Below are 6,076 nucleotides of genomic sequence, written 5' to 3'. Positions count from 1 at the left end.
CCCTGGCCGGTGTAGAGGAATGCGACCTTGCCCGGTGCGCCACGGCCGATGAAGACACCCTGGGCGCGCAGTATCTGCAAGATGGCCGGATTGCCGTTCCGCAGCGCCTGGACCGCCTTCGTCGCTTTCGCCGCGAGCTCGCCGGCGTCGCCGTAGTCGATGGCGACCCTTACGGCTGCGTTCGCCAAGGTGGAGTCCGGAGCGGCCGGCGCGGGGGCACGCCCGGCCGACGCCTCGGCGGCAAGCCGCTCCAGCTGCGTGGCCACTTCGGCGTCATCGGCGCCGCCGACCACGGCTGCCCCCCGCAGCGGGGCTTTCGTGTCGACCGGCGCACCGGTCGGCGCGGGCGTCGTCGCCGTCTGTGTGCGCTCGATCGTCGCGCCCGGATACGACCGGGCTTCTTGGCGCGCACGGTGCCGGCCGGGCACATATTCCTCGAGCACGGCATGGAAGTTGGTGCCGCCGAACCCGAAGGCGCTCACCCCGGCGCAGCGCGTGCCGCTCTCCGGCGCCGGCCATTCCCGAAGCTCGGTGTTGACCCGGAACGGGATGTCATCCCAGTCGACGCTGTCGTTGGGGTGCTCGAAGTGCAGGCTGGGCACCAGCACCTTGTCGTGCAGGCTGAGCACTGTCTTGAACAACCCCGCCGCCCCGGCCGCGCCCTTGAGGTGGCCGATGTTGGACTTGACCGAGCCCAGAGCGATCGACCCGTTCGCCGCCCCGGCCTTGCGGAACACGTCGGTCAAGCTGGCAAGTTCCGTCGCGTCGCCGACGCGGGTGGAGGTTCCGTGCGCCTCGATGCAGGTAGCTAGCGCTGGGTCGACATTGGCGACCTGCCAGGCGCGCTCGACCGCTAGCCGCTGCCCGACCGGGTTGGGAGCGGTGATGCCCTTGCCGCGGCCGTCGCTGGAGCCGGCCATCCCGAGAATCACCGCGTAGATCCGGTCACCGTCCCGCTCGGCATCGGACAGACGCTTGAGAACGAAAAGCGCAGCGCCCTCACCCATCACAAAACCGTCGGCGCCGGCGTCGAACGGCCGGGTGCCGGTCGCCGACAGCGCGCCGATCTTGCAGAACTTGACGAACGCCGCCGCGTCCATGTTGCGGTCGACACCGCCGCTGATGGCGGCGTCGAAGTCGCCGGCCTGCAAACCGCGCACGGCCGCGGACATGGCTGCCAACCCCGATGCGCACGCTGCGTCGGCCGTGTAGTTGGGGCCGCGGAAGTTGAACAGGTTCGCCACCCGGCCCGCGGCCACGTTCGCCAGTTCGCCGGGCATGGTGTCCTCGGTGATTTCCCCGAAACTGCCGAGGAACGACGCGCGGGTCTCGGCGAGCACGGCATCGCGCACCTGCTGCGGTAGCGCTGCGAATGACGGTGCAGCACAGAGGTCTTGAGCGAACTTGGGAAATTGGATCCGCAGGTTGGTGAGGTGTTGCTTGTCGCCGCCGATGGCGTGGCCGATGATGACGGCGACCCTTTCCGGGTCGACCGTCCAGTCCGGCCAGCCGGCGTCCAGCAGCGCAGCCCGGGTACCGGCAACCGCCCATTTCTGGCCGTCGTCCATCTGCGCGCTGACCGCCGGCGGGATCGGCAGCCGCCATGTCAGCGGCTCCCAGGTGAAATCCCGGACCCATCCACCGATGCGGGAGTAGGTCTTGTCGGGTGCCTGTGGGTCGGGGTCGTAGTAAAGCTCAGGATCCCACCGCCCGAGCGGTATGTCGCTGATGCTGTATTGACCCGCCTTGAGGCCGGCCCAGAAGGTCGCCGCGTCGGGCGCGTCGGGCATGATCGCGCCGACGCCCACCACCGCGATCGGCTCTTGCACCGTGGTCGTCATGATGATTTGGCCTCCCGTCGATAAAGCGCGTCGGCGACCCGATCCATATCAGCGAGCAAGCCACCCTGCGCGGCCCGCACCCGATCAATCGGCAGGGCGCCGGCAAGATCTGCGCCGGAGCCCGCGCCGGCCACCCACCGCAAGCCCTCTTCCGCGACTTTCAGCGCCGCCTCGCGAGCGAAGACACGGCTGACCGCGGCGAGTGTGGCGGCGTCGAAGCGGGTGTCCGATTTCTCCGGCAGCGCACCGGCGGCCGACGCCGCTGCGCGGCGGGCCAGTGCACCAGCACACTCGGCGTAGCTGATCAGTTCACCCAGCCGCAGCAGAACATGCTGGCTGCGGGTCAGTCGGCCGATCCGGCACGCCTCCAGCACTGCGGCAAGGCATTCCAGTGCCAGCGCCGCCGTGGGCCCACCGCAATCGTCGGATACACCGTCAAGGCCGCGCGCCGCGTCGTGGTAGTAGGCGCCAGACGTCTTGAGGTGTTGCTGCCAGCGATCACGCGCGATGGTCATCTCCAAGATCTCCGAGGTGCCCTCGTAGATCGTGGTGATCCGGACGTCGCGCTTGATCTTCTCCACCAGGTATGGACGGGTATAGCCATAGCCGCCGTGCGCCTGGATCGCCGCTTCGGCGGCGGCGTTGCCGGCCTCGGTGGCCAGGTACTTGGCGATCGCCCCTTCGGTGTTGAGCGCGCCACCGGTGCCCTCGCCGCTGTCGATGCGGGTGGCGGTTTCCTCGACGAACGCGCGCGCCGCCTCCAGCCGCACCGCGTGCGGCACGATCAGCTTGTGCGTGAAGCCCTGCTTGGTCGACAGCGGCGCGCCGCCCTGCACCCGCTCGGCGGAGTAGGCGATCGCCTTATCGAGTGCAGACCAGCCCCCGCCAAGGCCGAACGCGGCAACCATCACCCGGGTGTAGCCGAAGACTTGTTGGGCCTGGCTGAGCCCGCGGCCCTCCTCTCGGCCCACCAGGTTCTCCGCTGGCACTACTACGTCATCGAGGAACAGCGCGGCGGTGTCCGACAACCGGATACCATGTTTGTCTTCCGGTGGCGCCGTGGAGAAGCCGGGCGTGCCTTTCTCCACGACGAACCAGGAGGGGCCGCCCGGAGCCAATGCAAGAACCGAGTAGTAATCCGCGATTGAGCCGTTGCTGATCCACTGCTTGCGTCCGTTGAGTCGGTAGGCGGTCACCTCACCGTCGGTCTCCACTGGTGTCGCTGTCGTCGTCAGCGCGGCAAGGTCGCTTCCCGCTTCCGGCTCGGTGGCGCCATAGGCGAACAGGACGCCCTGTTCGGCGATGCGTCCAAGCCACTCCTTACGTTGCTCCGGGGTGGCGCCGACGAGGATCGGGTCGCTTCCGAGGAACGTGGCCAGCACCGAGGTTGCGACGCCGATGTCAAAGCGGGCCAACCGTTCGCAGACCCGGTAGGAGTCGAACGCCCCGCCACCGAATCCGCCGTATTCCTCCGGGATGAAGACGAGCTGCACGCCAAGCTCGTCACCGCACATCGCGCGGACGGTTTTCTCCGGGCAGACATCGTCGTGGTCAAGTTCCAACCGGCGGTCGTTGGGGAGCGCCTCGGCGACGAAATCGTCCAATGACGTCAGCATCATGTCGAGGCTGTCGCGGTCCAAGCCGACGTTGGCGGTCATCGCCTCGCCCTTTCGTGATCGAGCGGTCGGGAGGATGGGCGGACCGGTCCGGACGAGAGCGGTGACTTTGTCTCAGCCATCCAGGAGTCCTCTCAATTAGCTGCGGTGGGAAGCTCGCCTGTAGTTGTCCCACGCCTCGGGGGCGTGGGGCATGCCTGGATGCCACCCGACAAAATCGATGCGACCGGGATGAGGACGATGGCGCGGGCCGAAGCGCTCACCACTGGGGGTCTCGTCCAGCCCTAGCATGTCGCCCTCGGTTTCGCGTCGTACTCTGTGGTTCAACGTGCACCAAGTTAGTCGCCGCGTGCTGCGGGGATTAGTGGCGAAAGTCCCTAGCCGACAAGGCCTTTTGATAGAACCGTGCGAGCCGCCTGGAAGGCATCAAACGCTGGTACCAGGATGCACACGAACGCTGGGTTGGCCTTATACCGTGCACTTGGACGGTGAAAGACGGTCGACGACAGGCGTTTTCGTGATTGCCATCGCCTTGCCGCAGCGGTGGGACCCGGCGGCGGCAGGGATTTGTGGGACCGGCTATGCGCTCTGAACCGCCTTGACCCGTCGGTTTTTGCGCCGGCGCGTTCGGCTGATCGCCGCCAACCGCGCAACCGCATGCTCGATGCCTGTGGCGAGCTGGTCCAGGTCGGGCGCGGCGTCGTGGTCGCCGGTGATGCCGAAAACGAAACGGTCGGCGTAGCTCACCATCGCGATGCCGGTGCGCAGCTGAAGCGCAATCGGTGGTACTGGCAGGACTTCCAGCACTTCACGACCCATCAGCTTCTGGCGACCACGAGATCCGGGAACGTTGGTTGCCAAAGCAGTGACGGCATGTTGCGGCAACCGGGTCAGCATTCGCGTCATCCACGCCGACAAGGTGAACGGGGCGCCGTTGAGCACCGCCAGGAATGCGGTGGCGCCTTCGCGCTGGCCACTGGCTTTGGCCGCCGTGAGCCGCGAGTGCACGAGTTCCAATTGTTTGACGGTGTCGGCCTCGTCGATGGGTAGGAGCGGCAGCATCGCCGAGACCTGGTTGTCGGTCCGCTGAAAGTCCTTCATCGATCGGACCGATACCGGAACCAGGGTGCGCAGCGAATCATGATGGGGCTGTTCGCCGCGGCTCAGCAGCAGACTGCGGTAGCTATCGGTGATCGCGGCCAAGGCAACATCGTTGAGCGTCACATCAAAAACTCGGGACACCTGCTGCATCTCAGCGAGCTTGATCCTGGCCGCGACGTAGCGTCGCATCGTTGACACCGGCCCGGTCAGCGAAGATTCCGGTGGTGAGCTCAGCAGACTCGCCGTCAGCTCGGCGGCGCCTATCGCGGCGTGTTCAGCAGCACCGGCCGCCGCCATCGCGGTGCGCCACACGCCGCCCAACCACGTCATTGGATTCATGCTTATCGGCGGCAAACGCAGCGCGGGCCTACTCGATTCCTTTGCAGCCCGAATATTTTTCGCGAAGGTGTCGCCGCCAGCGCTATCGCTGAGCTTCGCCAGCATCTGGGTCGTGGCGATTCCATCGGCGATGCAATGGTGAAGTTTCATCAGCATCGCCCACCGGTCGTCGGTGAGGCCTTCGATGATCCAGCACTCCCAGAGTGGACGCTCACGGTCGAGCCGATGCTGCATCACCGTCGCGATCATTTGGAACAGCTCCGCGTCGTCGCCGGGCTCAGGTAACGCGACGCGGTGCACATGGTGCGAGATGTCAAAGTGCGGGTCGTCCAACCATTCAGGTGGCCCGAGGTCGAGCGGATGGGTACGCAGCACTTGGGTGCAGCGGGGAATTGCATGTACCCGTTCGGCGAAGGCGGCGACAAGCTCCTCCTGTCGCGGAACCGGCCCGGCTACGATTGACACGCCCGCAATCGCCAGGTTCACATGAGGATCGGAGTCCTCAACCTCCAGGAAACTTGCATCCAGTGCTGTTAAGTGCTCCATAGCGTTACGGTCCGCTCTGAGTGCGGTTGTGGGCAGGGCCGGAAGTCCTCGACCTAGGGGCCGAACGACGCTGCAAAGCTGCCGAGACCCGTCGTAGCGTGAGGCAGGTGAGCGAGCATGGCGCGCTGTGGGATGACGTGACGCCCCTGCCGGATCTGCTGCACAGCCAACCCCGCGCCGGCCCGGAGCGGGACCGCCGTCCGATTTACGTCGATCTGCTACCGCCGTGCAACGCCGCGTGCCCGGCGGGGGAGAACATCCAAGCATGGCTTGCCCACGCCAAGGCCGGCCGCCATGAGCAGGCCTGGCGCCAGCTAGTCGCTGATAACCCCTTTGCTGCCATCCACGGCCGCGTCTGCTACCACCCTTGCGAAACAGTCTGCAACCGCGCACATCTCGACGGAGCCGTCTCGGTTCACGCAGTGGAGCGCTTCCTCGGCGACACCGCACGCGACCAGGGATGGCAATTCGAGGGGTCGCCGCAGCCGACTCGAAAACGGGTCCTGGTCGTCGGCGCCGGGCCGAGCGGACTGTCTGCCGCGTATCACCTGGCCCGGCGCGGACATCAGGTCGAAGTACGTGACGCCGGGGCGGAGCCCGGCGGGATGATGCGTTACGGCATCCCCAACTACC

The 6,076-nt window shown here is 66.7% G+C and carries 4 protein-coding genes; 1 reads left to right on the top strand and 3 read right to left on the bottom strand.

All coding sequences use genetic code 11. The features are described from left to right. From VEI45_RS17340 to VEI45_RS17330, 3 genes are all read right to left on the bottom strand, one after another. Positions 1-1,841, bottom strand: a 1,841-nt coding sequence (locus VEI45_RS17340; RefSeq protein ID WP_324855386.1) for a polyketide synthase, incomplete at its 3' end; no start/stop codon positions are given. Continuing rightward, complete coding sequence (locus tag VEI45_RS17335) at positions 1,838-3,499, bottom strand: acyl-CoA dehydrogenase family protein (protein WP_324855384.1); 1,662 nt, start codon at positions 3,497-3,499, stop codon at positions 1,838-1,840. The genes VEI45_RS17340 and VEI45_RS17335, both read right to left, overlap by 4 nt. Positions 3,500-4,036: 537 nt before the next feature. After that, positions 4,037-5,443: a wax ester/triacylglycerol synthase family O-acyltransferase gene (locus tag VEI45_RS17330; RefSeq protein ID WP_324855382.1), complete on the bottom strand. Its 1,407-nt coding sequence runs from the start codon at positions 5,441-5,443 to the stop codon at positions 4,037-4,039. Between the two features lie 107 nt (positions 5,444-5,550). Here VEI45_RS17330 and VEI45_RS17325 point away from each other — a divergent pair. Then, positions 5,551-6,076, top strand: a 526-nt coding sequence (locus tag VEI45_RS17325) for an FAD-dependent oxidoreductase (RefSeq protein WP_324855379.1), incomplete at its 3' end; no start/stop codon positions are given.

The sequence above is a fragment of the Mycobacterium sp. genome (assembly GCF_035623875.1).
Taxonomy (GTDB): domain Bacteria; phylum Actinomycetota; class Actinomycetes; order Mycobacteriales; family Mycobacteriaceae; genus Mycobacterium.
Note: the sequence above shows the minus strand (reverse complement) of the source record. Positions and strands in the feature narration are given on the sequence as shown.